Here is a 26999-nt window from a genome sequence, read left to right on the forward strand (position 1 = left end):
ACACCCACCACCGGCCACAAGCCGCGAGGAGCAGCACTGGGCGCAGGCTTCCACCTGCACGCTCATGCTTCCCCACCAAAGTGGGCAGAACCCACACTGGACCTCACGGTTCACATGGGATCGCTTAGCTGATTAGAGACGCTGAGACCGCCCGGGGAAGCGGTGAAGGACGGCAGGTACGACGTGAACGGGCGCAGTACGCGCGCCAGGAAGACCCCGTACGGTGTGGCCGCGTCCCCTTCCGCGGGCGGGCGCCCGGGGCCGTCCAGCTGTCCGATCAGTTCGGCCCGCCGCGCCTCCCCGTCCGGCAGGACCATCACGCACGGCGGTTCGTGCGCGACCACGTGCGCCAGCCGTCCGGGGTGGCGGGCGAGCAGGTCCAGGGCCGCGATGCCGCCGGAGCTGGTCCCGACGACGTAGGCGGACCCGCCCTCCGGAAGCACCGCCTCCAGCACCCGGTGCGCGCCCTCGCTCCAGTCCGCCACCCGCTGCTCGGGAACCGGCAGCCCGAGCCGGCCGTGGGCGAGGCCCAGCGGGTCGTACGTCACCACGGTGAACCGCGCGGCCAGCCGCTCGGTCAGCGGCCCGAGCCCCATCGGATGCCCGGCGCCGCCCGGCAGGACCAGCAGGACGGGACCGCTGCCCGTGACGTCGTAGGGAAGCGGTTCAGTCATCGTTCCTCGTCTCCCGGGGCCAGTGGGTCAGGGCCAGGTGCAGGGCGTCGATCGCCTTGTCCCAGGAGGCCCGTACGTCCCGGTCCGCGCCGAAGCCGCCGGAGGACTCCAGGGCGCAGTAGCCGTGGAAGGTGCTGCGCAGCAGGCGTACGGCGTCGGTCAGGTCGGGTTCCTCAAGGCCGTAGCCGCGCAGCATGCCGTAGGTGATCTCTGCGGTGCGGCGCATCGCCGGGGAGTCGACGATCAGGGACTGGTCGATGCGGATCTGGGTGGCCGCGTAACGGCCGGGGTGCTCCAGGGCGTAGGCGCGGTAGGCCCCGGCGAAGGCGGCCAGCGCGTCCTTGCCCGCGCGGCCCGCCACGGCCACCGCGATCCGGTCGATCAGCTCGCCGCCCGCGTGCAGCGCCAGCCGGGTGCGCAGGTCCGCGAGGCCCCGGACGTGCGAGTACAGGCTCGCGTCCTTCACACCGAAGCGGCGCGCCAGCGCGGACAACGTGACGTTCTCGAACCCCGCCTCATCGGCGAGTTCGGCGGCGGCCACGACGACACGCTCGACGGTGAGTCCCGCTCGGGCCATGGGACCTGCCCTTCCCTGTCTACCTAGGACATCTAGGTTATGAGCTAGGTATACCAGGAAACGGTACCGGGCTGAAGCGGTCCGCCGGGCTCAAGGGCGACGAGGAGTCGTCTCGCTGCTCAATCTTTGGAAATTACGTGAGAGTTGACTCTCACATCTTCCGAGAGAACACTCTCACGTCATGGAGACCGGCAACCGCTTCGGCGATGTGGAGATATCCGACCCCAAGGTCATGCGGGCCCTCGCCCACCCGGTGCGGCTCGCGATCCTCGAACGGCTGCGCCGGTACGGCCCCGCCACCGCGACCCGGCTTTCCCCGTACGTGGGCGCCACCCCGTCCGTCACCAGCTGGCATCTGCGTCATCTGGCGGGCTTCGGCCTGATCCGGGACGCCGAGGGCGGGACGGACGGGCGCGAGCGGCGCTGGGAGGCCGTCGGCCGCGGCTTCCGCTTCGTCATCGCCACCGACCCGGCCGACGAGGAAGGGCAGGCGGCGTCCCGGGCGCTCACCGGCGAGATGTTCGCACGTGCCGCCGAAGTCCCGCTGCGCTGGCTGACCGAGACCGCACCCGCCCTGGAGCCGGAGTGGATCCACGCCCTCGGCACGGCCGACACCCGCATCGTGGTGTCGGCCGACGAACTGGCGGCACTGCGCGATGCGTTGGAGGAGACCGTCGCCCGGTACATCAACCGCGGCCCGGCCGAACGGCCCGCAGGAAGCCGTGGGGTGCGACTGCTGCTGTATGCGCTTCCCGAAACGGCGGAATCAGCGGAAACGGCAGAAACAGCCGAGGCCGACGACGCAGAGCCGGAGCAGGAAACATGAGCGGGACCCTGTGGCGGGACTGCCGCTTCCGTCGCTTCTGGGCCGGCCAGACCGTCTCCCAGTTCGGCGACCGCGTCACCGAGCTGGCGTTACCCCTGCTCGCGGTCTCCACCCTGCACGCCTCCGCCGTGCAGGTGTCCTGGCTGACCGCGCTGGTGTGGACGCCCAACCTCCTGGCGCTCCTGCTGGGCGCCTTGGTCGACCGCCGAACGGAGAAACGGGCCGTCATGGTCGCCGCCGACCTCGTCCGCGCCGCGCTCCTGCTCACCGTCCCGGCCGCCGCGCTGCTCGGCACGCCCACCCTGGTCCAGCTGTACGCGGTGGCGCTGCTGACCGGCCTGGCCTCGGTGGCGTTCGGAACCGCTTACCCGTCCTACTTCGCCCACCTCGTGCCCCCGGCGTCGTACATCGACGCCAACAGCAAACTCAGCGCCAGCCGTTCGGTGTCGTTCGTCGCCGGCCCCGCGGTCGGCGGCTGGCTGGTCCAGGTACTGAGCGCACCGCTCGCCGTCGCCGCCGACGCGCTGTCCTTCCTCGCCTCCGCCCTCCTCATCGGGCCGTTGCCCGCCGCCGGACCGCCCCCGACCCGGTCCGCCCCGCCCCGGCTCCTGCGCAGCGCCCGCGAGGGCCTGGTCCACCTCCTGCGCCACCCGGTGCTGCGTGCCGCGCTCGGCTGTGCCGCCACCGTCAACTTCTTCACCGGGTTTCTCCGAGGATGCCCCGGCCTTCGGGCCGGGGAGGAATCGGACTCCTGCGGAGCAGGGCAGGGATAGCCGGATCGCCGTCAGGGCGATCCGGCGTCCACCCCGCACGGCGGTGATGCCGCCCACGATGATCGAGAACTCTCAACTGTCAGTGGCCTCGGGTAGATTCGGATGCATGACGACAGAAGCGACCACGAAGGACACCGGGCATGCCCGGTACACCTTCCGTGTGCGCCTGTCGGCTGCCGCGCGGCGCGCACTCGAAGCGGAGTGGGATCGCTGCCGCTGGATCTGGAATGAGTGCGTCGCGAAGTCCCAGCAGGTCCACGCGCAGAGCCGGGCGACGGGTGAGAAGGTGACCTGTGGTCCGGGGCAGTTGGACAAGATGCTGACCGAGGCACGCGGGATGACGCCCTGGCTGGCTGAGGGCGCGAGCGTGCCTCAGCAGCAGGTGATACGCGACTTCGCCAGGTCGAGGGCGAAAGCGCTGAAGGACATCGAGGACCGGCTTCCGATGCACCGGCGGGCCGGGATGCCCAGGTGGAAGAAGAAGCGGGAGGCGCGGCCCAGCCTGAACTACACGAAGCGGGGTTTCCGCCTCAGGGACGGACGCCTGCACCTGGCGGGCCAGATCGTGCTGACGGTGGTGTGGTCACGGGACCTTCCGGCCGACCCGTCGAGTGTGCGGGTGTTCCAGGACACGCTCGGACATTGGTACGTGTCCTTCGTCGTTGCCGCGCAGAGCGAACCGCTCGCCGCCACGGGGCGCGTGCTCGGGGTGGACTGGGGTGTGAAGGAGACCGCCACCACCACCGACGACGCCTACGATCTGCCGCATGCCGAGCACGGCAGGCGGGCCGCGCAGCGGCTGGCGAGGTACCAGCGGATGACGGCCCGGCGGCGCCGTCCGAAGGGACAGCCCGCATCCGCCGGCTACCGCAAGGCCCAGGCGCAGGCGGCGAAGCTGCACAAGAAGGTCGCGCGGCAGCGGGAGGACACCGCCCGCAAGTGGGCCAAGCGGGTGATGCGCGGCCACGACGGGGTCGCGGTGGAGGACTTCAGGCCGAGGTTCCTGGCGAAGACCACCATGGCCCGCAAGGCGGCCGATGCCGCCCTCGCCGCCACGAAGCGTGCCCTGGTCGAGATGGGCCGCAAGCACGCGCGGGACGTCCGTCTCGTGCACCCGGCGCACACCACGATGGACTGTGCCACGTGCGAAGCGAGAACCAAGCACGCACTGCCTCTGTCGATGAGAACGTATACCTGCACCGCGTGCGCAGCGGTGTCCCCCAGGGACAAGAACTCCGCCCGCGTGATGCTGGTCCGGGCAGGTTGGAACCCGGACGGTGCCGAGGGCGTAAGACCACCCGAGCCGCCGGCTCCGGCGGCGGCCTGAGCCGTAAATCCCCGCTCAGCCCTGGAGGGTGAGGCATCCCCTCCCTTCAGGGAGGGGAGCCTTCAACTTCCTGACCGGCACCGGACTGCTCGTCCTGTTCGCCCAGCGGGAACTGGCGCTGTCCCCCGGCCTGATCGGAGCCGTCTTCGGGATCGGGGCGATCGGCGGACTCCTCGGCGCGGTCGCCGCGCCCGCCGTCTCCCGGCTGATCGGCGTCGGCCGCAGCGTGGTCGTGGGCGCCGTCCTCTTCCCGGCGCCCTACGCCCTCGTCTGGCTCGCCGACGGCCCGCTGAGGACCCGTGCCGGAGCCCTGGCCGCCATCGAGTTTCTCTCCTCGCTCGGCGTCATGCTCTTCGACGTCAACCTCAACTCCCTGGCTGCGGCGGTCACTTCGGACGATCTGCGCAGCCGGATCGCCGGCGCCCACGCCACCGTCAACTACGGCGTACGGCCGCTGGGCGCGCTGGCCGGCGGCGGTCTCGCCACCCTCGTCGGTCTGCGGGGAACGATCACCGTGTCCGCCGTCGGCGGCGTGCTGTGCGTGCTGTGGCTGCTGCGGTCGCCGATCCCGGCCATCCGCACTCTGCACACGGCCGATTCCGCACCGGTCCGCCCCGGCGCGGCCGCGTAGGGTGTTCGGACGCGGGGAGGGGGAGCGGTGGGACGTGAGACACGCAAGGGGCGCAGCCGCAGGGCCGCCGCGGAGCGAGAAGAGACCCAATCCCTCTGGCGTAGACGGGACTTCGCGGTCTTCTGGGCCGCCCAGACCCTCTCCGTCCTGGGTGACTCCTTCGCCCTGATCGCGCTGCCGCTGCTCGTCCTGGAGGCCACCGGATCCGTGGCGAGGATGGGGCTGCTCACCGCCGTCGGCGGGGCAGCCGCCGTCCTCGCCGCCGTCTTCGCGGGCACCGTGGTGGACCGCGTCGACCGGCGCCGGCTCCTCATCACGTGCGACCTCGTCCGCATGGCCCTTTACGGCCTGATCCCGCTCGTGTGGGCCTTCGGCCCGCGCATCTGGCTGCTGTACGCGGTGCTGCCGGTTTGCGAGGCCGTCGGCATGTTCTTCGCCGTCGGCTATGTCACCGTCGTCCGAGGTCTCGTCGGCACCGGCCGGCTCACCGAGGCCAACGGCCGGCTGAACGCCACCGCCGCGGTGGCCGGGGTGCTGGGACCGGTGGGCGCGGGGCTGGTCGCCGCCTGGACCGGACCGGCCGCCGCCGTCGCCGTCGACGCGGCCAGCTTCGCCGTCTCCGCCGCCTGTATGCGCTGGGTACGACTGCGCCCCCGGGCCGGCGACGACACCCCGGCGCCCGGCCGCAGTACCGTAGGGCAGGACCTGCGCGCCGGAATCGCCTTCCTGTACCGTAACCCGCTGCTGCGCTCGCTCACCGCCCTGCTGTTCGGTTTCAGCTTCCTCACCCTGGGCCTGAACGACCTGGTCATCTACCACCTCAAGCACGACCTCGGCCACGACGACGGCACGGTCGGCACCGTTCTGGCCGCCGGTGCGCTCGGCACCATCGCCGGGTCTCTGCTCGTCGCCCGCGTCCGCCGTCTGCTCGGCTTCGGACGCACCTGGATCGGCGCGACCGCGCTGTGCGGGCTGGCCTGCGCGGGCCTCGGCCGGGCCGGTACCGTGCCCGCCGTCGCCGTTCTCGCCGCCGGCTTCCTGGCCGGTGTCGGCATCGCGGGCACCTGCTCGATGTCCCTGCGCCAGGAGGTCACTCCCGAGCATCTGCTCGGCCGGGTCACCTCCGCCTACTGGACCCTGCAGTACTCCGCCGCCCCCGCCGGCGCCGCCCTGCTCACCTGGGCCGCCGAACGCTGGGGCACCACACCGGCCGCCCTGACCGCGGGCACCGCCTGCGTCCTGCTCGCCCTCACCGCCCTCCTCACCCCGATCCGCACGGCCTGACCCCGCGTTCCGCGCCCCTCGCCGCACCCCCGAAGCGCGCTCGGGTAGGCCCTTCGCACGACCCGCGAGCAGCGTCGTCCCGGCCCCGTCGCCACCATCAGCAGCGGTCGTGGAGCAGCCATGCGACAAGGGTGCGCCAGTGGTCGGGCTGGTCGGTGTCGCGTGGCCCGACGAGATAGACCTCCTCGACGAAGTCATCGGAGCCCAGCCCGTTCCGGGCCGCGAAGGAGCCGACGGCGGCGTAGGTGAGGTCGAGATCGTCGTGCGGACCGGAGTGGGTGGCGACGACGGCTCTCCGCTCGGGCAGTTGAAGCTCCCTCACGGTGACAGGGGTTCCTGGCCGCAGCGGTGGCTCGGCCGGGAGGTAGACGGTGGCACGGCCGTGGCCCTCGGTGAAGAGCGTGTGCTCGTACCGGCCGCCGGGCGGGAGCACCGGACGCCGGCCGGCTGCTGCGTCCAGGTCACGCATCGCGTCGTCGTACCAGCTCAAGTCGGCCCCGGGCGAAACGTCCACGGACACGGCGAGGACTCGCTGAGGCGGAAGAACATCCAGGCTCACCGCTCGTTCGGCCTCCGGGTCGAGGAGCTCCCGCAATGCCTGCACCGCTCGCTGGGTGCGGCCGAGCCGGTCTTCGAGCCGGCGCAGGTGGTCGGCGACGATCTGTTGCGCCGTGCCGTGGTCCGCCGCGCTCCCGCCGGCGGACTCCGCCTCGAGAAAGCGCCGGAGGTCCGGCAGCGGGAGGTCGAGCTCGCGGAACCGCCTGATGGTCAGGGCCGGGCGGACCTGTGCGGGCGCGTAGTAGCGGTAGCCCGTGGCCGGGTCGACCTCCGCGGGGACGAGGAGCTCCTGCTCGTGGTAGCGGCGCAGCGCGCGGATGCTCAGGTGTGTGATGCGGGAGAACTCTCCGATGGTCAGCCGCTCAGCCACGATGTCCTCCTCGTGGTCCGCATCCGGACCGGTGCGCTCTCGCTGTCAGGGTTCGATGTCCAGCTGGGTGATCTTCCCCCGTACGTCGCGCACGAAGGCGAAACGGAGCGTGACCGGGCTGCCGGGGAAGTCGCCGGAGACCTCCGCGACCGCCGTGCACGCGGTGGCCGTACCGGTGACCTCGCGGAGGCTGTAGCGCACGGAAGGGATCTCGGCGCGCCAGCGGCGCACCGCCGTGAGTCCATGGTGGCTCCGGCCGTCGTCGTGTACGACGACGTCGTCGCCGAAGAGCGAGAAGTAGCGCTCACGGTCGGGGTCGACCGCCGCGCCGAAGTACTCCTCGGTGAACTCCTGGATGTCGTGCATGGTCTTCTCCTGTGTCGAGACGGGTCAGAGGGTGCGAATGGTGCCGCCGTCGACGACGTGTTCGGCGCCGGTGACCGCGCTCGCCCGATCCGAGGCAAGGAAGGCGATTACCTCGGCCACCTCTTCCGGCTCGGCGGGCCGCCCCAGCGGGATGCCGCCGAGGACCTGCATCAGGTCGTCGAGAGCGGCCTCCCTGGAGATGCCGTTCTCGCTCATCCGGCGTGCGAGCAGGTGCTCGGCACCGTCGGTGCGGATGAAGCCGGGCGCGACCGAGTTGACCCGGACACCGGCCGGGGCGACCTCGTTCGCGAGTCCCTTGCTGTAGGTGGCCAGGGCGCTCTTGGCCGCGGCGTACGCCAGCGTCGAGTGGTGCAGCGGCATACGGCGCTGGATGGAGGTCACATGGACGACGGCGCCCGACCCGCGGGCCACCATCCGGGGGACCAGCTCGCGGTCCAGCCGGACCGCGGGGAACAGGTTGAGCGCGAACTCCTGCGCCCACAGTTCCTCGTCCAGGGCCGCGTACCCACCGGCCGGGGAGCGGGAGCCACCCACGACATGCACCAGGATGTCCGGTACGTCGAGCAGCTCGGCCACTGCCGCAGCCGCCGATGCCACACCTTCGCGGGTGCTCAGGTCGGCCCGGACGAAGAGGGGGTCGGAGGTCTCGGGCGGCGTACGGGCGATGGTGACGACCCGGGCTCCGGCGTTGCCGAGCCGGCGTGCCGTCGCCAGCCCGGCTCCCTTGCTCGCGCCCGCCACCACGGCGAGGCGCCCGTCGAGATCAGTGCTGCTCATGACCTCGACCCTGCACCCTCCCGCGGGGAGAGACTCAAGCCGCATGCCCGGACTCGGGGCGGGCGCAACGGCGGCGCCAGGCTGCGCGACCTTCGGTCGGGGGCGCTGAGTGGCCGCCAGAGTCTGCGAGGGGGCTCGGAAACGGGGCTTCGAGCCCGGCCGGTCTCGGGGTGCCGCGCCCGTGGGGCCGTGCCCCGTGCGGGCGCGGTCATCCGCTCACCCCCGTGTGGTGCCCGAGGGCACGGCGCCACAGCAGGTGGGCGGACAGGCCGAGCGCGCAGGACGCGGTCGCCGGCCAAGGCCGACACCGGCGCGGCCGGCCGGGCGGAACCGGCCGGCCGCGGTGGGTGTCGGGGCGTGGCGGTCAGCTGGTCTCCGGGTCGGGGGCGGTGGAGAACACGAAGGAGAACTCCGCCGGTTCGGCCCGCAGGTGGTACTGGGGCAGCGGGGCCGGGCCGCAGGACTGGGAGCCGATGCCGTGCTGGCCGTGGTCGAGGTTGACCCACACCGTGTCGCCGGGGGGGAGGTCGGTGCGGTGCGCGGCGGCGTCCAGCTGCTCGGTGGTCCAGCGGCGGGCGGTGAGCCAGAACGCCGGGTCGCCCTCGATGCGCAGGCCGCCGAGCTCGGCCCAGCGGACGTCGATGCGGGCGCCGTTCTCCTGGGGACGGACGTACGGCGTCTGCATACCGTCCACGGTCGACTGCCAGCGGCCGACCGCCGACGCCGTGCTGGTGTCCGGATACGCCTCGCCGGGGCCCCCGCCGTACCACTGCACACGGTCGGCCGCTCGCAGTCCGAGGCGGATGCCGAGCCGGGGGAGGGGGACGGTCCAGTCGCCCTCGGGGGTGGTGCATACGGTCAACCGCAGCCGGTCTCCGTCCGAGGTCCAGCGGTATACGGTCGACAGCCCCAGCTCCCGTGCGGCCGGCGCCACCCGGGTGCGGACCGTCAGGGTGTGCTCGCCGGTCTCCACGGCGTCCAGCCGGTGCCGCATCCGGTGCAGGCCGAGCCCTCGCCACAGCGGCCCATAGCGCAGGTCGGGCTGCCAGGGGGCACCGTCGTCGTTGTCGGTGGTGGCTCGCCACACGTCCAGGCGCAGCCCGGAGACCGGCACGCCGCCGACGGCCGTCAGGGCGCCGGTGCGGGCGTCGAAGGTGCCGGGGCCGAGGGTGATCACCCCGTCGCCGGACACCGGGCGGGCCGTCGCCGCGACCGTGGGCACCCGGCGCTCCGACGCCGGGACCTGGCCCCAGGCCACCACATGGCCCTTCGGCGCCCAGGCGGTGTCCGCCGCGAGCGCCGCCCGGACCGTCCAGAAGGCCTCGCCGGCCGGCGCCCCGGCCGGCGGCGCGGGCAGCTTCACGTCGGCCGACTCGCCGGGCGCCAGCGCCGGCACCGACAGCGTGCCGGTCTCCACCGCCTTCCCGTCGACCTCGTACGACCACGAGAACGCCAGCGCCGACAGGTCGGCGAAGTCCTGCTTGTTGGTGACCCGGACCGTGGCGTCGCCGAAGTCGCCGGCGATGCCGACCGGTTCGATCACCTTCTTGAACTCGACCAGGCCGGGGGAGGGCCGCCGGTCCGGGAAGAGCAGGCCGTCACAGACGAAGTTGCCGTCGTGCAGCTCCTCGCCGAAGTCACCGCCGTAGGCGTAGCCCAGCTCCGGATGGGCGATGCCGTGGTCGATCCACTCCCACACGAAGGCACCCTGCAGCCGCTCGTACGACTCGAACAGCCGCTGGTAGTCGGCGAGTCCGCCGGGACCGTTGCCCATGGCGTGCGCGTACTCGCAGAGGATGAAGGGCAGCCGGCGGCGCTTGAGGCTGCCGCCGTCCAGGCTCTGGCCGATCCGCTCGACCTCGGCGTGGCCGGCGTACATCCGCGAGTACACGTCCGTGTCGCGGCAGGTGAGGTCGCCCTCGTAGTGGATCAGGCGGGAGGCGTCCCGGCCGCGGATCCACTCGGCCATCGCGGTCAGGCCGCGGCCGGTGCCGGCCTCGTTGCCCAGCGACCAGACGACGACCGACGGGTGGTTCTTGTCCCGTTCGACCATGCGGGACGCCCGGTCCAGCAGGGCCGGGGTCCAGCGGTCGTCGTCGACGGGGTTGTCCCGCCAGCCCTGCTCGGTGAAGCCGTGGGTCTCCAGATCGCACTCGTCGATCACCCACAGCCCGTACTCGTCGCACAGGTCGAGGAAGGCCGGGTGCGGCGGGTAGTGGGAGGTGCGGACGGCGTTGACGTTGTGCCGTTTCATCAGCAGCACGTCCTCGCGCATGGTGGCGAGGTCCAGCGCGCGGCCCTTCTCCGGATGCCACTCGTGGCGGTTGACGCCCTTGAACAGCACGGGCCTGCCGTTGACCTTGATCAGGCCGTCCGCCAGCCCGACGGTGCGGAAACCGATGCGCAGCGGCACCCGCTCGCCCTCGGTGGCGAGCGTGCCCTCGTACAGCCTCGGGGTCTCCGCCGACCACGGCTCGACCGGTACGGTCACACTCTCGCCGGTCGCGATGTCGATACCGAGCTCGGAAACGGTTACCCGGCCGTCCACGTCGGAGTCGACGCGCAGGGTGCCGGTGCCGGCGCGGTGGTCGTAGGAGGCGTGCACGAAGAAGTCGAGGGCGGCGCCCGCCGGGCGGTGCAGCAGGGTGACGTCACGGAAGATGCCCGGCAGCCACCACTGGTCCTGGTCCTCCAGGTAGGAGCCGGCCGACCACTGGTGGACGCGGACCGCCAGTACGTTGCCGGCAGTCTTCAGCAGATGGCCGACCGCGAACTCGTGCGGCAGGCGGGAGCCCTTGAACTCGCCGAGGTCCGTGCCGTTCAGCCACACCCGGGCGCAGGACTCCACCCCGTCGAAGCGCAGCACGGCACCGCCGTCCGACGGCCAGTCCTCAGGCAGGTCGAAGACCCGCAGATGGTCGCCGGTCGGGTTCTCGGTCGGCACCCGTGGCGGGTCGACCGGGAACGGGTAGAGGTGGTTGGTGTAGATCGGGGAGCCGTGCCCCTGGAGGACCCAGTGGCCGGGGACCGGGATCTCGGCCCAGCCTTCGGCGTCGTACCCCTCCGCGGCGAAGGAGTCGTCCTCGGCGTCGGCCGTCGGCGACAGCCGGAAACGCCAGCTGCCGTTCAGGGACAGGGACTTGGCGTCCGAGGACGCGTACCAGGCGCGGGGCGGCAGCGCCCCGGAGCCCGGCGAGACGTCCTCGAGGTAATCGGTGACGGTGTGGGTGCTCAACGACATCGGTCTCCTAGCTCAGCCCTTGATGCCGGTCTGCGGCCGGCACGGCGTCGGCACTCGCGGCCGGGGAGGTGAGAAGGGCTCCGGTGACGGCCAGTGCGGCACAGGCCGCCGGCAGCAGGAATCTCTTGCGGGGGTGAGACACGTGCATCCCTTCCGTCGTCATGAAGGCGGTGCGGTACGGCTCCTTGCGTTGCTGCGTGGTGCTGACCTCTGCCCGACGGACTGCAGTGCCCCTTCCAGCGCGAACGTGGCCGCGCCCAGCGACACCGGATCGGTGGGGATCGGGGAGAGGACGATCTCGGTGGCCGCCAGCGGCCGGCGCAGCGCGTGCCGGGCGACGGCCTGGCGGACCTCGTCGAGCAGCGGCTCGCCCAGCCGGGCGGCGACCCAGCTGCTGAGCACGACCACTTCGGGGTTGAGGAGGTTGATCAGGTCCGAGATGCCGGCGCCCAGGTAACGGGCGGTGTCCCGGACCACCTTGAGTGCCACGGGGTCGTCCGCGGCGACCGCGCGGGCCAGGGCGTCGATGGTGGCCGTCTGGTCCTCGGGGTGCAGCAGCGGGGACTGCGGGCTGAGCTCACGCAGGTTCTGCATGATGCCGGGCGCGCCCACGTACGTCTCGACACAGCCGTGATTGCCGCAGTGGCACAGCCGCCCGTCCAGCACGAGCGTGGTGTGGCCCCACTCGCCGGCGCTGTTGCTCACCCCCCGGTGCAGCCCGCCGCCGAGGGCGAGCCCGGCGCCGACCCCCGTGCCCAGATTGACCACGACCGCGTCCCCGCGGCCCCGCACGGCCCCGAACCACAGCTCGGCCACCGCGCAGGCGCGCAACGGATTGTCCAAGTACAAGGGATACGCGATGTGTTCGGCGAGCAGGTCGAGCAACGGCACCTCGTGCCAGTCCCAGTTGGGCGCGTACTCGGCGAGGCCGGTGTCCCGGTCCACCTGGCCCGGCACGCTCACCCCGACGCCGAGCACCCGGGCCGCCTCGACCCCGGCCTGCGCCACCACCGAGCCGACGGCCGCGGCCACGTGCCCGACCACCTGCTCCGGTCGGCTCTCGCCGGGCGGCATGTCCTCCTCGGCGCGGGCCAGCACGTTCAACGCCAGGTCGAACAGCTCGGCATGGACGTATGTCTCCGCGATGTCGACGCCGATCAACGCGCCCCCCGACGCGTTGACCGCCACCAGGCCACGGGGCCGGCCGCCGGCCGAGTCCTCGAACCCGACTTCGGTGATCATCCGGAGGTCGAGCAGCTCGCCGACCAGCGTGGCGACCGTGGCCAGGCTGAGTCCGGTGGCGGCGGCCAGCTCCTGCCGGGAGGTGGGAGACTCGGCGATGATCTGGCGCAGCACCTCGTAGCGGTTCGCGGTGCGGATGTCACGTGATGTGCGCTTCAACGGCTGCCCCTCCCATCCCGTCCGGCCGGACCAGGCCGGGGCGACAACGGCACCGGCGCGGGCGCCAGGCTAGGGGCTGGGAGGAGGTTTCGACAAGGGGTTAGGAAAGGGGCTGGAGGAAGTCCGGGCAAGCCCCGTTCGAGCGGCCGTCAGTCGTCCAGGAGGCCGAGGAGGTCCCGCACGAAGTCGTTGGCGAACGTGCCGGAAGGGTCCAGGTCGCGGACCAGGCCGCGGAAGTCGGCGAACCGTGCGTACCGCCCGCGCAGTACGGCCGAGGGGACCTCGAAGACCTTCCCCCAGTGCGGGCGCGGGTCGAACGCGTCCAGCACCTCCTCCAGCCGGCGCACCACCGGCAGCACCGCCGTCTCGTCCCGCACCCAGGTGAAGTGCAGCGCGACGGAATCACGTCCGTGCGCCGGGCTCAGCCACTGCGTGTCGGCGGCGACCGTGCGCACCTCGCAGGTCTGCAGCACCCCGGCGACCGTCTCCCGGACGCCGTCGATCGCGTACAGCGCGTCGAGGGCCGCCGACCGCGGCAGCAGGTACTCCGACTGGATCTCCTCCCCGCTGCTCGGCGTGAACTCCGCCCGGAAGTGCGGCAACCGCTCGTGCCACGGGCCGGGCACGCCCAGCTGCTCGGTGCAGTTCCGCGCGGGCATGCCCGGCACCGGGTGCAGGGGGCTGGCCGCGGGCGCGGCCCACGGGAAGTCCACCGCCGGCCGGTCCGTGCGCCGCTTGACCCACACCTGCCGAAAGCCCGGCTTCCGCCAGTCCGTGAACAGGCTCACGCTGTACCCCGCAGCCGCCACGGCATCGAAGTCCAGTTTCTCCAGTGGGAGTTCGGTGTAGACCCGCTGCTCCACCTCGTACGCCGGCTCCAGGTCGAGCGTGAGCGCGGTGACGACGCCGAGTGCGCCGAGGGAGGTCACGACACCGTCGAACCGCTGGTCGTCTCGGCCCATCGTCCCGGTGCTGCCGTCCGCGAGGACCATCTCCACCTCCCGGACCGCCGACGCCAGCGGGCCGTTGCCCACGCCCGAGCCGTGCGTGCCCGTCGCCACCGAACCGGCCACCGAGATGTGCGGCAGGGACGCCATGTTGGGCAGGGCGAGACCGTGGGCGTGGACCGTGCGGGCCAGTTCCGCGTAGCGGACCCCGCCCGACACCCGGACCGTGCGCGCCGCCGTGTCGACGTCGATCGTCCGCGGCAGCCCGGCGGTGGACAGCAGTACGCCGTCCGGACCCGGGTCGGCGATCCGGTTGAAGGAGTGCCCGCTGCCCAGCACCCGCACCCGCGCACTGTCCGCCACCAGCGCCGCGAGCGCGTCGAGCGTGCGCGGACGGTGGAACTCGCGCGCGGTGTAGGTGATGGTGCGCGCCCAGTTGGTGACCGTCCCGGCGGTCTCGGCCGTCCCTGCCACAGTTGCGTCCCTCCCGGAGAGTGCCTCTGCCTCGACCCTCTCATCCGCCGCGACCCAGAGGAGAGTCCTTCTGCGGATTTCGTTGCAGAAACCGCATTCATCAACGTATCCAGAATATGACTGGCCTACTGAATGCGATATCGGTAGCTTCTCGATCCATGACTCAGGAACCGCTGCCCGCCCGCCTGCCCGTCACCGACCGCACCCGTCATCGCCGGCTGCGCGAGCAGGGCAGCCTGGAGCGGGCGGAGCTGGAGGCGATCCTCGACGCCGCCTTCGTCTGTCATCTCGGGGTGCTGGTCGAGGGGCGGCCGGTCGTCGTGCCCACGGTGTACGGGCGGGACGAGCGGTGGCTGTATCTGCACGGGTCCGTGGCCGCCCGCAGCCTCGCCGGGGACACGCCGGTGTGCGTGACCGTCACCCACGTGGAGGGGCTCGTGCTCGCGCGGTCCGTCTTCGAGCACGGCGTCAACTACCGCAGCGCCATGATCCACGGCACGGCCCGCAAGGTCACCGACCCCGAGGAGAAGCTGGAGGGGCTGCGCCGGCTCACCGAGCACTCCGCGCCCGGCCAGTGGTCCTACACCCGCCGTCCCAGCCGCAAGGAACTGGCCGCCACCACCCTCCTCGCCCTCTCCCTGGAGGAGGCCTCCGTCAAGATCCGCACCGGCGCCCCGGACGACGGCGACGGACCCGACGCCGCCCTCGGCCTGTGGGCCGGGGTCCTGCCGCTGACCACGGCCTGGGGCACCCCGGAGCCCGACCCGGCGCTGCCGGCCGGGACCCCCGTACCCGACCACATCGCGCGCCGTGCGGGGACCCGGCACGGCTGAGCCGCAGGCGGGGGCATACGGTGTGAGACGTACGCCTGAACCGGGAGGAGACAGACGGATGGGCAGTCGTACCGCGCTGGTCGAGGATCTGATGGAGCGGTTCCCGCACGTGCCACGGGAAGCCGTCTTCAAGGAGGACCTGCTCCGCGGCGGCGTCGCCTTCGACCCGTCCGCCCTCAGCGACAACGAGAGCGGCGAGGTCAAACCGAAGTCGTACTTCATCTTCTCCTTCGACCACGGCACCCTGCCCGAGCTCGGTGAGGCGGCGCTGCGGCGCCCGCCAGAGGAGATCATCCTCACCGGCGGGCCGTACGACCTGCGGCGCACGGTCGTCTCCGTACGGGTGAACCCGGCCTCGCCGTACCGGGTGGCCGCCGACGACGAGGGACTGCTCGGGCTCTACCTCGACGGCAAGCGGATCGCCGACGTCGGCGTGCCGCCGATGCCGGAGTACTACCGGCACACCCTCTCCAACGGGAAGTCCGTGATGGAGGTGGCCCCGACCATCCAGTGGGGTTACCTGATCTATCTCACCGTTTTCCGGGTCTGCCAGTACTTCGGCGCCAAGGAGGAGTGCCAGTACTGCGACATCAACCACAACTGGCGCCAGCACAAGGCGGCCGGGCGGCCCTACACCGGCGTGAAGGACGTCGAGGAGGTGCTGGAGGCCCTGGAGATCATCGACCGGTACGACACCCAGAAGGCCTCCACCGCCTACACCCTGACCGGCGGCGCCATTACGAAAACGGTTGCCGGCCGTGACGAGGCCGACTTCTACGGCCACTACGCCAAGGCCATCGAGGAGCGCTTCCCAGGCCGCTGGATCGGCAAGGTCGTCGCCCAGGCGCTGCCCAAGGCGGACGTGCAGCGGTTCAAGGACTACGGCGTGCAGATCTACCACCCCAACTTCGAGGTGTGGGACCGCCGACTGTTCGAGCTGTACTGCCCCGGCAAGGAGCGCTACGTCGGCCGCGACGAGTGGCACCGGCGCATCCTGGACTCCGCCGAGGTCTTCGGCGCGCGCAACGTGATCCCCAACTTCGTGGCGGGCGTGGAGATGGCCGAGCCGTTCGGGTTCACGACGGTGGACGAGGCGATCGCGTCGACCACCGAGGGGCTGCGCTTCTTCATGTCGCACGGCATCACGCCCCGCTTCACCACCTGGTGCCCGGAGCCCACCACCCCGCTCGGCAAGGCCAACCCGCAAGGCGCGCCGCTGGAGTACCACATCCGGCTGCTCCAGGCCTATCGCCAGACGATGGAGGACTTCGGGCTGTCCTCCCCGCCCGGTTACGGCCCGCCCGGACCCGGCCGCGCGGTCTTCTCCGTCAGCTCCTTCATGGACAGCCTGCCCGCGGACGAGTCGGCGGTGGACAACGAGGAGGCGCCGGCCCAGGTGTGATCGCGCGCACCGATCCGGCGGGACGGTGAGCGCAACGGCGCCCGCGTCCGTACTGAAGGCGGGAGTTGTGGGCTCGCGGCGCCACGCATCCGCCCCGCCACCGACGGTGACCGGATCTGAACAGGCCGCTTGTCAGTTGTGTCGAGGACGTGAAAGGCTCTGTGCCCTGCCGCGAGGTTCCCAGCAACTCCCGTCTGTCTCTGGTGAGTTGCCCTCGCTCGTGGATGCAGGAGTTCCATGCCCGACCTGCCGACCCCCAAGGACGCCACCGAGTCCGCGCTGTTCTCGGAGGGCTGGGACGCGGTGCTCAGTTACGCGGACCTGTGCACCTCCGGCTCCCTGACGGCCCATCAACTGGCCACCGAGGCGTTCACGTTCGGCATGCGCGAGGTCCGCGCCGCCACCAGCACGCATGTGCGCGGCGCGGGCCGCCGCACCGCCCGGCTGCCCACGATCCCGGCGCTGCTCACCGCCGTACGCGACACCGCGGCCGCCTGGGAGACCGGCGGGCAGGGTCACAAGCTCGACCCCGACCTCCGGCTGTGGCTCAACTCCCCGAGCGCCGCTCGCTGTTCGGGCCCGCCGCTGGAGCGCCCGGTCGCGCTGCGCGGCCTCCGGGACATGCAGGAGGCCGACGCCTCGCTGCTGTGGCTGGCCGAGGTGGAGGCGCTGCCCCTGCCCACCGTCGCCCGCCGGCTCGGCCTGGACCCGGCCACCGTCGCCGACGAGCTCGACCAGGTCCGCACCCTGTTCCGTGACCGCTGCCACCGCGCCCATCTCGACACCCCGATGGACGCGCGGTGCCGCTCCTACGCCCGCCTGCTGGACGCGGTCACCCGCTCCCCGGCCGCCGAGACCCCCGACGACCTCTCCCGGCACCTCGCGACCTGCGTGCGCTGCGCCGAGGCCGCCGCCTGTCTGCGTCTGCACGGCGGCGGGCTGCCCGCCGCGCTGGCCGGCGGGGTCATCGGCTGGGGCGGCCTCGCCTACCTGGAGCGCCGCCGCCGCGCCGCCGAGGTCCGCCTCGGCGCGGGCCGCCCCGGCGGCGCCGACCCCGCCGCCGGCGACCCGGAGGAGGACACCGGCCGCAGCCGCGCCCTGCGCGGCGGCCTGCTCGCCGCCGCCGTGCTGCTGCTCTCGGCCCTGGCGCTCGGCGTGTCGATGATGCCGTTCGGCGGTTCCGGCGACGACGGCGCCGCCGCCCGGGACGACGGGCAGCCGGTCGCCGCCGACCCCAGCGTCTCCCGGACCAGCACCAGCACCAGCACCCGGCCCGCCTCGCCGACGGCGCCCGCCGCCACCCCCTCCGCGACGCCGACCACGGCCGGTTCCGGCCGCAGGCAGCCCGACCCCGAACCCCAGGGCAGCACCTCCTCGGCCGCGCACCACCCCGGCCCCAGCGCCGGTCCCGGCCGCTCCAGCGCCCCTGCGGCCGGCTGCCGGGTCGCCTACGACCTCGTCGACCAGTGGCCCGACGGCTTCCAGGCCTCCGTCACCGTCACCACGGACCGGCCCCTCGACGGCTGGACTCTGGCCTGGTCCTTCCGTGACGGCCAGCAGGTCGGCCAGATGTGGGACGCCACCGTCCACCAGAGCGGCGCCCGGGTCACCGCCACCGCCGCCGACTACAACAAGACCGTCGCCGCGCACGGCACGCTGTCCGTGGGGTTCATCGGCACCTGGCAGGGCAGAAACCGGGCGCCGTACGGTTTCACGCTCAACGGGGCGCCCTGCACGGCCGGCTGAGGACGCCGTACGGAAAACGCGCCGCGCGGAAAACGCGCCACGCGGAAAATGGTTTGACGCCGCGCACCTGCGGCGGGCTACGGTTTCCTTGCACGCCGAGGTGGTGTGCGCATGCGCGAGTGAGACGTGGAGGTGTCGACCGATGGCTGTCATTGCGATGGGCGCTGCCCGCATCCAGGAATCCGTCAAGTCCACCTCCGTGGCCACCGGCTGAACCCACCGCGCGCCGAACGCGCCCGCCCGGGGCCACCCTTGTGAAGGGTCTCCCTTGACTTCCACCTCTGCTGTATCCACCGCGCTGGCTCCCTACGGCTGGGACGAGGCCTGGGCCGACGCGTTCGCGCCGCACGCCGCCGGCGGACTGCTGCCCGGCCGCGTCGTCCGGGTCGACCGCGGCCAGTGCGACGTCGTCACCGCCGACGGGATCGTCCGCGCCGACACCGAGTTCGTCGTGCCCCGTGACCCGATGAAGGTCGTGTGCACGGGGGACTGGGTCGCCGTCGACCCCGGCGGTGATCCGCGGTACGTCCGCGCGTATCTGCCGCGCCGCACCGCCTTCGTGCGCTCCACCTCCTCCAAGCGGTCCGACGGGCAGATCCTCGCCGCCAACGTCGACCACGCCGTGGTCGCCGTGTCCCTCGCGGTCGACCTCGACCTCGGCCGGATCGAACGTTTCCTCGCCCTGGCCTGGGAGTCCGGCGCCCAGCCCGTCGTCGTCCTCACCAAAGCCGACCTGGTGCCGGACCCGGTCACCCTCGCCCACCTCGTGCAGGACGTGGAGACGAGCGCGCCCGGTGTGCCGGTGCTCACCGTCAGCGCCCTGCACGGCGAGGGGCTCGACGTCCTCGTCGCGCTCGTCGGCTCCGGCACGTCCGTGCTGCTCGGCCAGTCCGGCGCGGGCAAGTCCACGCTGGCCAACGCCCTCGTCGGCGCGGACGTCATGGACGTACGGGCGGCGCGGGACGTCGACGGCAAGGGCCGGCACACCACGACCACCCGCAACCTGCTCGCCCTGCCGTCGGGCGGGGTGCTGATCGACACCCCCGGGCTGCGGGGTGTGGGCCTGTACGACGCCGAGGGCGGGGTCGGCCAGGTGTTCTCCGAGATCGAGGAACTGGCCGAGCGGTGCCGTTTCCACGACTGCGCCCACGAGACCGAGCCGGACTGCGCGGTGCGCTCCGCCGTGGAAAGCGGGGAACTCCCGCATCGCCGGCTGGAGAGTTACCGGAAGCTGGTGCGCGAGAACCAGTGGATCGTGGCCAAGACCGATGCGCGGGTCCGCGCGGAGCTCCGCCGGGACTGGAGGAGGAAGGGCGCCGAGGGGAGGGCGGCGATGGAGATCAAGCGGGGGCGTCGGATGTAGGGCGCCCTGGGCCAGCGCTGCCTCGAAGGGGCGCGGGGAACGGCGCGACCAGCCACGTCGTACCCGCGCCCGGCAACGATCAGCGCCCCCGGCTGGACCGCACGGCCCGCCATCGCCATGTCCGATTCCCGCTAGCCCCATCCTTCGCCCCCGGTCCACACTGGACCACGTGATGGACGAGGACACCAGGTACGAGGCGGTGCGGAGCCGGGACGGGCGGTTCGACGGAGTGTTCTTCTTCGCCGTCGAGACCACCGGGATCTACTGTCGGCCCAGCTGCCCGGCGGTGACGCCGAAGCGGCACAACGTGCGGTTCTTCCCGACGGCCGCCGCCGCGCAGGGCTCCGGGTTCCGGGCCTGCCGGCGGTGCCGGCCGGACGCCGTGCCGGGGTCGGCGGAGTGGAACGTGCGGGCGGACGCCGTCGGGCGGGCCATGCGGCTGATCGCCGACGGCGTCGTGGACCGCGAGGGCGTCGCCGGGCTCGCCGCGCGGCTCGGTTACAGCGCGCGGCAGGTCCAGCGGCAGCTCACCGCGGAGCTCGGCGCCGGGCCGGTGGCGCTCGCCCGGGCCCAGCGGGCGCACACCGCGCGGGTGCTGCTGCAGACCACCGAGCTGCCGGTCACCGAGATCGCGTTCGCGTCCGGGTTCGCCAGCGTGCGGCAGTTCAACGACACCGTCCGGGAGGTGTACGCCTCGACACCGACCGAGCTGCGGGCCGCCGCCCTTCGGGGCCGGGGCGCGTCCCGGGGCCGGGCCGCTCCGGGCGCCGGGATACCGCTGCGGCTCGCCTACCGCGGCCCCTACCAGGCCATCGCCGTCTTCGACCAGCTCGCGGCGGAGGCGGTAACCGGTGTCGAGGAGATTTCCGGCGCGCCGGGCGGCCGTACCTACCGGCGCACCCTCCGGCTGCCGTACGGCACCGGGATCGTCGCCGTCGAGGAGCGCACCGGAGCGCCGAGCACCGGCACCGGCACCCATCCGGGCGGCTGGCTCGACGCCCGGCTGCACCTCACCGACCCCCGGGACCTCACCACCGCCGTGCAGCGGCTGCGCCGCCTGTTCGACCTCGACGCCGACCCGTACGCCGTCGACGAACGGCTCGGCGCCGACCCCCGGCTCGGCCCGCTGGTCGCCGCGCGGCCCGGGCTGCGCTCGCCCGGTGCCGTGGACCCGCCGGAGGCCGCCGTCCGCGCCCTGGTCGGGAAGGAAGGCGCTCGGGAGCTGGTGCTGCGGTACGGCAAGGTGCTCGACGCGCCCTGCGGCAGCCTCACCCATCTCTTCCCCGAGCCGGCCGTCCTCGCCGAGGCCGAGCCGGACGGGCCGCTGGGCGCGCTGGCCGCAGCCCTCGCCGACGGCACCGTACGGCTGGACCCGGGCGCCGACCGCGACAACGCGCAGGAGGCCCTGCTCGCCCTGCCCGGGATGGACCCGGCCACCGTCGCCGCCGTACGCGTCCGCGCCCTCGGCGATCCGGACGTCGCCCCGCCGGGGGCGGAGGTCCCGGACGGCTGGCGGCCCTGGCGCTCGTACGCCGTCCGGCATCTGTGTGCGGCAGGGGAGTGGAACGACCGATGACAACCGTTTACTGGACTCGACTGGACGCTCCCGTGGGCCGGTTGCTGCTCACCGCCGACGCGGACGGGGCGCTCACCTCGCTGTCCGTGCCCGGGCAGAAGGGCGGGCAGGCCGTGCAGGACGGCTGGCGCCGCGATGCCGGGCCGTTCCGGGCCGCCGCGGACCAGCTCGCCGCCTACTTCGCCGGTGAACTCAAGGATTTCCAGCTGGCGTTGAGCCCGCAGGGCACCGAGTTCCGGCAGCGGGTGTGGGCCGCGCTGGACGCGGTGCCGTACGGCGCCACCGTCACCTACGGGGAGATCGCCGCGCGGATCGGCGCCTCCCGCGCGGCGGTTCGCGCCGTCGGCGGCGCGATCGGCGCCAACCCCCTGCTGATCGTGCGCCCTTGTCACCGGGTCATCGGCGCCGACGGATCGATGACCGGGTACGCGGGCGGAGTCGAACGGAAGGTGTGGCTGCTGACCCTGGAGGGCGCGCTCACCGGTCAGGTTTCTCGCCGGTCCCCGGCTCCTGCTCCAGGCCCCAGCTGTGCACCCTCCGGGGACGGATGCGGATCACCTCCTCGCTGAAGTGCGGGCCCAAGTCGTGTGGGCCCACGAGGAGTTCGGCCTCGCCACGGATGTCGACGCCGCGCACCCGCCAGGGCCGTACGCTCACGATGTCGTCCACGACCAGGGCGACCTTCGGGTTCCGCTGGAGATTGCGCCACTTCTTCGTCGTCCCCATCGCGAAGCCGCCGACCAGGACCGTGCCGTCGTCCTGCACGAAGTAGCCCACGGGGTTCGCCTGCGGCTGGCCGTGCGGGTCGACGGTGGCCATGCGGCCGAGCCGCTGCGACGCCAGATACGCGCGCTCCGCCTCGCTGAATTCGGTCATGACGCCAGCCAAGCACGCCGGGCCGCCCCGCACATCGGCTCCGCGTCCTAGGTCCCTGGGTCGAACGCCCGTCGTCCGCCGCCGTCCCGCGCCCCGTTGCGCCGAGCGGGTGGACCGCTGTCTCGGGTGCGGTGGTGGGGCCCGGCGCTGTGGCACGGTCTGCTCCGACGGGCAACGGGGAAGGGCGGGTGCGGAGATGGCCGGGGCCGGACGGATCCTCGCGGTGCTGCTGCTGGCGATGGTGCCGGGCACGGCCGCGTCGGCCGTGGCGGAGCCGGCGCGGCCGTCCTGGACGGGCAGCTGGGAGACCGCGCCGTCGGGAACCGCTCCCGCACTGCCCGGCGCCGCGATCCGCAACGTCGTCCACCTCAGCGTCGGCGGCACGGCCGTGCGCATCCGGCTGGGCAACCGTTTCGGCACCGCGCCCCTGCGGCTCGGCGCGGTCACCGTCGCGCTGCGCCGCGGGGCCGGCCCGGGCGCGGTGCCCGGCACCCTGCGCACCGCCACCTTCCACGGCGCCCCGACGGTCACCGTCCCGCCCGGCCAGGACACGGTCACCGACCCCGTGCCGCTGTCCGTCCCGGCCGCGGCCGACCTCCTCGTGACCGTGTACACCCCCGACGACAGCGGACCCGCCACCTACCACCAGACCGCCCTGCAGACCAGCTACGTCGCCCGGGACGGCGCGGGCCGGGCCGCCGACCTAGGCGGCGCCGCCTACACCAGAACCGTCAGCAGCTGGTACTACGTCACCGGCGTCGACGTACGGGGCGCCGCGTCGGGCTGCATCGTCGCGTTCGGCGACTCCCTCACCGACGGAAACGGGTCCACCCCCGACGCCAACCACCGCTGGCCGGACCGGCTCGCCGCCCAGGTCCGCGCGGACCGGCTCGGCGTCCTCAACGCCGGAATCTCCGGAAACCGTCTGCTGCGCGACGGCACCGGACCGCGCGCCCTCGCCCGCCTGGACGCCGACGCCCTGGACCGGGCCGGGGCACGGGTCCTGGTCGTCCTGGAGGGCATCAACGACATCAAGGGCACACCGACGGCCGACGACGTCACGGCCTACGCCGACGCCTACCGCGCGCTCGTCGCCCGCGCCCACGCCCGGGGGCTCCGGGTCGTCGGCGTCACCCTCACCCCGTACCGGGGCTTCTCCGCCTACATGCGCGCCCGCGAGGCGGTACGGCAGCGGGTGAACGCCTTCATCCGCACCGGCGGCGCCTTCGACGCGGTCGCCGACGCCGACGCCGCCCTGCGCGACCCGGCCGACCCGACCCGCCTCCTTCCCGTCTACGACCCCGGCGACCACCTGCACTTCAACGACGCCGGCATGACCGTGGTGGCCGGGACGGTGCGGCGGGCTCTCGCCGGATCCCCCCTCGTGACCGCTCCCCGGTGACCGCTCAGCCCCCCCAGCACCGCACCCAGCCACGCCCCCGCGATCAGCAGGCAGGCGAACAGTTCCGTCAGCACGCTGGAGCCGCCCGAGCGCATCGTCGTACGGACGGCGGCCATCGCCTCGCCGTGCCCGCCCAGGCGCAGCCGCTCGTGCAGGTAGATGCCGGCCACAAAGCCCGGCAGCGCGCCCAGCACGGGCAGCAGGACGAAACCGAGGAACGCCCCGGCGCCCGCGTACACCCCCATCCGCGGTGTGGCGCCGCTCTGGCGCACCCGGCGCGGGGGCAGCGCCGTGCGGGCCGCCAGCGACAGCAGCAGCACCGCGCCGGCCCCCATCAGGACGGCCCAGGTCAATGGCCGGGGCTCCGTCAGCGCCCACCACAGCACCGCGGCCCACACCAGCCACGACCCCGGCACCCCGGGCACCAGCACTCCGCACAGGCCGAGCGCGACGACCACACCGACCAGCAGGAGTTCCCACACTCCCATCTGCCCAGAGTGCAGGAGAAGGCGGGCGACGGCAGAAGGCGGGCGGCGGCAGACGGGTGCCGGGCCCGCCGGGAGCCTACGAGCGCGTGACCCAGCCCCGCTCGTACGCGTGCCAGCCCAGCTGCAGCCGGGTCGTCACCCCGGCCAGCTCCATCAGCCGCCGCACCCGGCGCTGCACGGTCCGCAGGCCCAGGTCGAGCTGCTTGGCCACGCTCGCGTCGGTCAGCCCGGCCAGCAGCAACGACAGCACCTCCAGATCGGTGGCGTCGGGGCCGTCCGGCTGCTCCGCGACCACCCCCGACGCCCCCAGCCGCAGCGGCAGCGCCTCCCGCCACACCGACTCGAACAGCCCGGCCAGCAGCTCCAGCAGCCCGCTGGCGTGCACCACCAGCGCGGCCGGCTCCGCCGTGCGCGAGGTCAGCGGCACCATCGCGAGCGCACGGTCGGTGATCACCAGCTTCGTCGGCACCCGGTCCACCGCCCGCACCTGCTCGTCCCGGCCGAGCGCCGCCGTCAGCTCGGTCAGCCCGTGCGGCGGCTCCAGCACCGCGCGCTCCACCACCACCCGGTAGCGCACCCCGCGCCCGTCCGCCTGCGCCTCCGCCTCGTTCTCCACGCCGGACACGACCACCGGATTGCCGGTCACCAGGGCGCACACCTCCGCCGCCGCCCCCAGCTGCAGCTGCAGAAAGCGCTGGGCCACCGCCGAGGCACCGGTGACCACCTCCACCAGGTCGTGCACCGCGGGCTCGGCCGCCGCCGCCCGGTACTCCTCCGCGAGCAGCGCCGCCGCCAGTTCCGCCTTCTCCAGCTCGTGCCGCTGCTGGGTGAGCAGCGCGCCCAGCGCCACCCCGGGCGGGGCCGCCACCCAGCGGCCCGGCCGGGCCGGGGACTGGGCGGCGAGCCCGTGCCGCTCCAGCCGGCGCAGCGCCCGCTCGGCGTCCGGCTCGGACAGCGTCAGGCGCCGCGCCAGATCGGTCACGTCGGCCGCGCCCACGGACACAGCGCCCGGTACGCCGCCTCGTGCGTGTCGTCCAGCCCTATCGCCGCCAGCATCGGCCCACGTCCCTCCCCTGGAACCGGCCTGGAGTCCAGGCCCCGGCACCCACCACCAACAAGCCACCACGACGGGCCCGGCCTGGCGGGAACCGGCCACGGCGCAAACCCGCCGCGGAACATCATCGCCGCAGTGGAGGTGGGCCTGCCAAGGTGGCGGCATCGCGGGACGCGGGCCGTGCTCTGTATTCACAGCCGCGTCCCAGGAAACCAAGCCACAATCCGGCCATCCGACCGGTGTCCCGGGGGTCCGGGGCCGGGGCATCCGGACGCCGCCGGGCGGTCCTCCCGTGGGGGGTGGGGCCGCCCGGCGGCCATCTGCCGCCTCTCGTACGGCTGTTCGCCCCCTCATCCGACACGCCGTTCGACGCGGCCGGGTGCGCCGGATTTTCCTGATGCCCCGTTTTCATACAGCCCGTGCGGTGGACAATTAGGGGCATGAGCCAGCAGGGGGGAAGGCCCGCCCGTCCTGAGGACGACTGGTGGGGACAGCTGTACGACGACTCCACCGAGGACACGGGACCCACGACCGTGCCCGATTCCCTGGACGACCGCTTCGCCTCCGCGAAACACACGGTGACGGACCGGCCGGCCAGGTGGAGCGACGACGACGGCTCGGGCCAGGGTGCTGGGGACGCGGACCTGGGTGTCGGGGGCGCGGACCGAGGTGCCGGAGGGCCGATGGGAACGGAGTCCCGGGAGCCCGCGGTGCCGACGCAACGCGCGGCCTGGGAGCCTCCGCCGGCCGCACCCCCGACCCGGTCGACGTTCCCGCCGGCCACCAGGCCCCCGGAACCGGCCCCGGCACCGTCGGCACCGTCCGACCGGCAGCCACCCCCCGCCCCCTCCGCGTCGGCGGCACCGGCGTCCGACCGCCCTGAACCGTCCCCGTCGGCACCCGCCTCGCTCCCCGAGCCGCCACGGCTCCCGGACGCGCACGCCGCGCCGACGCCCACGGCAGGCGCCGCCGCCCACGACCCCGAGCCCGCCTCGGCCTCCCCCGCCCCTGCACCCCCTTCCGCCGTCGACTACGTCGGCTCCGGCCCGCCCACCTACGACCCCGAGCCCACCGCGCTGCCGGTCGCCGATCCGGACGGGCTGGAGGAGTTGGTCGCGGACACCGTGCTGGACGGTGCCCGGTACGGGGCCTGCACGCTGCGGGCCGTGTCGTTGCGCGGGGACTCGGCGCGGTACCGGGGTGAGCCGCGCCGGGACTCGCTGCTCATCGCGCGGTTCGGCACGGGCGAGCAGGCGCTGGTGCTGGTCGCGATGGCGACCGGCGTGCGGGGCACCCCGGGCGCGCATCTGGCGGCGGCCGAGGCGTGCCGGTGGATCGGGCAGGCCGTGGGGCGCAGTCGGCACCGGCTCGTGGAGGACATCCGGGCATCCCGGCGCGGCGACCTGAAGTCGGGTCTGCACCGGCTGACCGACCGCAGCCTCGGCAGGCTCCGCGCGAGCGCCGCCGAACAGGGCCTCGACCCGGAGGAGTACGCGGCGAGCCTGCGCTGTCTGCTGGTGCCCGCCGACCCCGACTGCCGTACGCGCGTGTTCTTCGGCGTGGGCGACGGCGGCCTGTTCCGGCTGCGGGACGGCGCGTGGCAGGACATCGAGCCGAAGGTGTCACCCGCCGACACCACCGGCGGCTCCGTTGTCGGCTTCGGCTCCGCGCCGGCGAAAACGTTTGCCGAGACCCCCGAGGGCGACCGGCTCACCATGGACTTCGGCATCCCCACCCCGCCGAGCCCGTACGAGCCGGCGCCCGAGCCGCCCCGCGAGCCGTTCCGGTTCCGTGCCTCGGTAGCCCGCCCGGGTGATGCCCTGGTGATGTGCACCGCGGGCCTGGCCGATCCGCTGCGCGGCGAGGCCGCTCTCTGCGCCTACCTGGCCCGCCGCTGGTCCGGCCGCACCCCGCCGGGGCTCGCCGCGTTCCTCGCCGACGCCCAGGTGCGGGTGAAGGGCTACGCCGACGACCGTACGGCGGCGGCCGTGTGGGAGGCGTAACCGTTTCCC

22 protein-coding genes and 2 pseudogenes are annotated in these 26999 nt (G+C 73.4%); 13 read left to right on the forward strand and 11 right to left on the reverse strand.

Translation table 11 applies throughout. From position 1 onward, the window contains the following. Positions 1–110 precede the first annotated feature (110 nt). Together ACIBJF_RS28975 and ACIBJF_RS28980 are read right to left on the reverse strand one after the other, a co-directional pair. Positions 111–674, reverse strand: coding sequence for an alpha/beta fold hydrolase (locus tag ACIBJF_RS28975; RefSeq protein ID WP_399178070.1), 564 nt, complete (start codon positions 672–674; stop codon positions 111–113). Beyond that, positions 667–1251 carry a TetR/AcrR family transcriptional regulator gene (locus tag ACIBJF_RS28980; RefSeq protein WP_399178072.1) on the reverse strand — a complete coding sequence of 195 codons (585 nt, stop codon included), beginning with the start codon at positions 1249–1251 and terminating at the stop codon, positions 667–669. The genes ACIBJF_RS28975 and ACIBJF_RS28980 overlap by 8 nt, the downstream gene beginning before the upstream one ends. A 181-nt stretch (positions 1252–1432) precedes the next feature. Between ACIBJF_RS28980 and ACIBJF_RS28985 the strand changes: the two genes are divergently transcribed. The 5 genes from ACIBJF_RS28985 to ACIBJF_RS29005 all read left to right on the forward strand — a co-directional run bounded on the left by ACIBJF_RS28985 (position 1433) and on the right by ACIBJF_RS29005 (position 6092). Beyond that, complete coding sequence (locus ACIBJF_RS28985) at positions 1433–2077, forward strand: helix-turn-helix domain-containing protein (protein WP_399178073.1); 645 nt, start codon at positions 1433–1435, stop codon at positions 2075–2077. After that, positions 2074–2850 carry an MFS transporter gene (locus ACIBJF_RS28990; RefSeq protein ID WP_399178075.1) on the forward strand — a complete coding sequence of 259 codons (777 nt, stop codon included), beginning with the start codon at positions 2074–2076 and terminating at the stop codon, positions 2848–2850. The genes ACIBJF_RS28985 and ACIBJF_RS28990 overlap by 4 nt, the downstream gene beginning before the upstream one ends. Before the next feature lie 106 nt (positions 2851–2956). Then, positions 2957–4177 (forward strand): RNA-guided endonuclease InsQ/TnpB family protein, encoded by a 1221-nt coding sequence (locus ACIBJF_RS28995; RefSeq protein WP_399178076.1) that lies wholly within the window; start codon positions 2957–2959, stop codon positions 4175–4177. Positions 4178–4205: 28 nt separating this feature from the next. Then, positions 4206–4808 (forward strand): MFS transporter, encoded by a 603-nt coding sequence (locus tag ACIBJF_RS29000; protein ID WP_399178078.1) that lies wholly within the window; start codon positions 4206–4208, stop codon positions 4806–4808. 27 nt (positions 4809–4835) lie between these two features. Continuing rightward, positions 4836–6092: an MFS transporter gene (locus tag ACIBJF_RS29005; RefSeq protein ID WP_399178080.1), complete on the forward strand. Its 1257-nt coding sequence runs from the start codon at positions 4836–4838 to the stop codon at positions 6090–6092. 97 nt (positions 6093–6189) lie between these two features. Here ACIBJF_RS29005 and ACIBJF_RS29010 read toward each other — a convergent pair whose 3' ends face one another. The 6 genes from ACIBJF_RS29010 to ACIBJF_RS29035 form a co-directional block, all read right to left on the reverse strand. Next, on the reverse strand, positions 6190–7020 hold the full coding sequence (locus ACIBJF_RS29010; RefSeq protein WP_399178081.1) for a MerR family transcriptional regulator: 831 nt from the start codon (positions 7018–7020) through the stop codon (positions 6190–6192). 45 nt (positions 7021–7065) lie between these two features. Further along, entirely contained in the window at positions 7066–7386 is a 321-nt protein-coding gene (locus ACIBJF_RS29015) for a nuclear transport factor 2 family protein (RefSeq protein ID WP_399178084.1), read from the reverse strand. Between the two features lie 24 nt (positions 7387–7410). Next, the gene (locus ACIBJF_RS29020; RefSeq protein WP_399178085.1) at positions 7411–8184 is read right to left on the reverse strand and encodes an SDR family oxidoreductase; all 774 of its coding nucleotides are present in this window, start codon (positions 8182–8184) and stop codon (positions 7411–7413) included. Between the two features lie 364 nt (positions 8185–8548). Then, positions 8549–11419: a glycoside hydrolase family 2 TIM barrel-domain containing protein gene (locus tag ACIBJF_RS29025; protein WP_399178087.1), complete on the reverse strand. Its 2871-nt coding sequence runs from the start codon at positions 11417–11419 to the stop codon at positions 8549–8551. A 165-nt stretch (positions 11420–11584) separates the two neighbouring features. Next, positions 11585–12826: an ROK family transcriptional regulator gene (locus ACIBJF_RS29030; RefSeq protein ID WP_399178089.1), complete on the reverse strand. Its 1242-nt coding sequence runs from the start codon at positions 12824–12826 to the stop codon at positions 11585–11587. 149 nt (positions 12827–12975) lie between these two features. Continuing rightward, on the reverse strand, positions 12976–14247 hold the full coding sequence (locus ACIBJF_RS29035; RefSeq protein ID WP_399178090.1) for an FAD-binding protein: 1272 nt from the start codon (positions 14245–14247) through the stop codon (positions 12976–12978). A gap of 158 nt (positions 14248–14405) precedes the next feature. On the opposite strand from ACIBJF_RS29035, the gene ACIBJF_RS29040 reads away from it, so the two are divergent. The 6 genes from ACIBJF_RS29040 (at position 14406) to ACIBJF_RS29065 (ending at position 21736) form a co-directional block, all read left to right on the forward strand. After that, entirely contained in the window at positions 14406–15080 is a 675-nt protein-coding gene (locus ACIBJF_RS29040; protein ID WP_399178092.1) for a pyridoxamine 5'-phosphate oxidase family protein, read from the forward strand. 58 nt (positions 15081–15138) lie between these two features. Next, positions 15139–16482 carry a radical SAM protein gene (locus tag ACIBJF_RS29045; RefSeq protein WP_399178094.1) on the forward strand — a complete coding sequence of 448 codons (1344 nt, stop codon included), beginning with the start codon at positions 15139–15141 and terminating at the stop codon, positions 16480–16482. 237 nt (positions 16483–16719) lie between these two features. Continuing rightward, positions 16720–18228 carry a cellulose binding domain-containing protein gene (locus ACIBJF_RS29050; protein ID WP_399178095.1) on the forward strand — a complete coding sequence of 503 codons (1509 nt, stop codon included), beginning with the start codon at positions 16720–16722 and terminating at the stop codon, positions 18226–18228. Between the two features lie 268 nt (positions 18229–18496). Then, positions 18497–19591, forward strand: coding sequence for a ribosome small subunit-dependent GTPase A (rsgA, locus tag ACIBJF_RS29055; RefSeq protein ID WP_399178098.1), 1095 nt, complete (start codon positions 18497–18499; stop codon positions 19589–19591). Positions 19592–19763: 172 nt separating this feature from the next. Continuing rightward, positions 19764–21167, forward strand: a complete 1404-nt coding sequence (locus ACIBJF_RS29060) for a DNA-3-methyladenine glycosylase 2 family protein (RefSeq protein ID WP_399178179.1) — start codon at positions 19764–19766, stop codon at positions 21165–21167. Next, positions 21164–21736: a methylated-DNA--[protein]-cysteine S-methyltransferase gene (locus tag ACIBJF_RS29065; protein ID WP_399178100.1), complete on the forward strand. Its 573-nt coding sequence runs from the start codon at positions 21164–21166 to the stop codon at positions 21734–21736. Before ACIBJF_RS29060 ends, ACIBJF_RS29065 begins: the two co-directional genes overlap by 4 nt. Here the strand turns inward: ACIBJF_RS29065 and ACIBJF_RS29070 are convergent. Beyond that, positions 21645–22043, reverse strand: a complete 399-nt coding sequence (locus ACIBJF_RS29070; RefSeq protein ID WP_399178101.1) for a PPOX class F420-dependent oxidoreductase — start codon at positions 22041–22043, stop codon at positions 21645–21647. The two genes, ACIBJF_RS29065 and ACIBJF_RS29070, sit on opposite strands and share 92 nt — an antisense overlap. A gap of 196 nt (positions 22044–22239) precedes the next feature. On the opposite strand from ACIBJF_RS29070, the gene ACIBJF_RS29075 reads away from it, so the two are divergent. Then, on the forward strand, positions 22240–23445 hold the full coding sequence (locus ACIBJF_RS29075) for a GDSL-type esterase/lipase family protein (protein WP_399178103.1): 1206 nt from the start codon (positions 22240–22242) through the stop codon (positions 23443–23445). Positions 23446–23453: 8 nt separating this feature from the next. Here ACIBJF_RS29075 and ACIBJF_RS29080 read toward each other — a convergent pair. Together ACIBJF_RS29080 and ACIBJF_RS29085 are read right to left on the reverse strand one after the other, a co-directional pair. After that, positions 23454–23933, reverse strand: a pseudogene (locus ACIBJF_RS29080) (DUF456 domain-containing protein); the annotation flags it as partial. A 76-nt stretch (positions 23934–24009) separates the two neighbouring features. Beyond that, positions 24010–24989: pseudogene (locus ACIBJF_RS29085) on the reverse strand (helix-turn-helix domain-containing protein). Positions 24990–25427: 438 nt separating this feature from the next. Between ACIBJF_RS29085 and ACIBJF_RS29090 the strand changes: the two are divergent. After that, positions 25428–26990 carry a protein phosphatase 2C domain-containing protein gene (locus ACIBJF_RS29090; protein WP_399178104.1) on the forward strand — a complete coding sequence of 521 codons (1563 nt, stop codon included), beginning with the start codon at positions 25428–25430 and terminating at the stop codon, positions 26988–26990. Positions 26991–26999: the final 9 nt, after the last annotated feature.

Origin of the sequence: Streptomyces sp. NPDC050743 (assembly GCF_044456925.1) — a bacterium.
Taxonomy (GTDB): Bacteria; Actinomycetota; Actinomycetes; order Streptomycetales; family Streptomycetaceae; genus Streptomyces.

Excerpts from the sequence above, each read along its gene's own strand:
- ACIBJF_RS29050 (WP_399178095.1), top strand. The coding sequence starts at position 16,720 with ATGCCCGACCTGCCGACCCCCAAGGACGCCACCGAGTCCGCGCTGTTC.
- ACIBJF_RS28975 (WP_399178070.1), bottom strand. The coding sequence starts at position 674 with ATGACTGAACCGCTTCCCTACGACGTCACGGGCAGCGGTCCCGTCCTG.
- ACIBJF_RS28995 (WP_399178076.1), top strand. The coding sequence starts at position 2,957 with ATGACGACAGAAGCGACCACGAAGGACACCGGGCATGCCCGGTACACC.
- ACIBJF_RS28985 (WP_399178073.1), top strand. The coding sequence starts at position 1,433 with ATGGAGACCGGCAACCGCTTCGGCGATGTGGAGATATCCGACCCCAAG.
- ACIBJF_RS28990 (WP_399178075.1), top strand. The coding sequence starts at position 2,074 with ATGAGCGGGACCCTGTGGCGGGACTGCCGCTTCCGTCGCTTCTGGGCC.
- ACIBJF_RS29040 (WP_399178092.1), top strand. The coding sequence starts at position 14,406 with ATGACTCAGGAACCGCTGCCCGCCCGCCTGCCCGTCACCGACCGCACC.
- ACIBJF_RS29075 (WP_399178103.1), top strand. The coding sequence starts at position 22,240 with ATGGCCGGGGCCGGACGGATCCTCGCGGTGCTGCTGCTGGCGATGGTG.
- ACIBJF_RS29045 (WP_399178094.1), top strand. The coding sequence starts at position 15,139 with ATGGGCAGTCGTACCGCGCTGGTCGAGGATCTGATGGAGCGGTTCCCG.
- ACIBJF_RS28980 (WP_399178072.1), bottom strand. The coding sequence starts at position 1,251 with ATGGCCCGAGCGGGACTCACCGTCGAGCGTGTCGTCGTGGCCGCCGCC.
- ACIBJF_RS29060 (WP_399178179.1), top strand. The coding sequence starts at position 19,764 with ATGGACGAGGACACCAGGTACGAGGCGGTGCGGAGCCGGGACGGGCGG.
- ACIBJF_RS29020 (WP_399178085.1), bottom strand. The coding sequence starts at position 8,184 with ATGAGCAGCACTGATCTCGACGGGCGCCTCGCCGTGGTGGCGGGCGCG.
- ACIBJF_RS29015 (WP_399178084.1), bottom strand. The coding sequence starts at position 7,386 with ATGCACGACATCCAGGAGTTCACCGAGGAGTACTTCGGCGCGGCGGTC.
- ACIBJF_RS29090 (WP_399178104.1), top strand. The coding sequence starts at position 25,428 with ATGAGCCAGCAGGGGGGAAGGCCCGCCCGTCCTGAGGACGACTGGTGG.
- ACIBJF_RS29070 (WP_399178101.1), bottom strand. The coding sequence starts at position 22,043 with ATGACCGAATTCAGCGAGGCGGAGCGCGCGTATCTGGCGTCGCAGCGG.
- ACIBJF_RS29065 (WP_399178100.1), top strand. The coding sequence starts at position 21,164 with ATGACAACCGTTTACTGGACTCGACTGGACGCTCCCGTGGGCCGGTTG.